Origin of the sequence: Salinivibrio sp. EAGSL, assembly GCF_013366455.1 — a bacterium.
GTDB classification, from domain to species: domain Bacteria; phylum Pseudomonadota; class Gammaproteobacteria; order Enterobacterales; family Vibrionaceae; genus Salinivibrio; species Salinivibrio costicola.
The window spans coordinates 1-319 of sequence record NZ_JABWMG010000069.1 but is presented as its reverse complement, the minus strand read 5'-3'; the positions used below and the strand labels follow the sequence as shown (position 1 = coordinate 319).

Genomic DNA, 319 nt, shown 5'->3' with positions numbered 1-319 from the left:
CCGCCGAGGTTGAAGACACACCCGACGCTGAGCCTGAAGAGTCAGTCGATGACACTGCAGAGCCCGAGACTGACGACGATGCACAGGATGACACGGACGAAGCGACAGCAGAGGACACCGCTGAACCCGAGGTCGAGGCTCAGGACGATACAGATGAAGCACCCGTCGCCGACGAGTCGCCAGCAGACCAACAGCCTGAACAAACGGCTGAGTCGGATGACACCGCCGAGGTTGAAGACACACCCGACGCTGAGCCTGAAGAGTCAGTCGATGACACCGCTGAATCCGATGCACAGGATGACGTGGACGAAGGTCCAAT

At 59.6% G+C, this 319-nt stretch carries 1 pseudogene; it reads left to right on the top strand.

The features are described 5' to 3' along the window. Positions 1-319 (top strand): annotated as a pseudogene (locus HLG76_RS14725) (hypothetical protein); the annotation flags it as partial.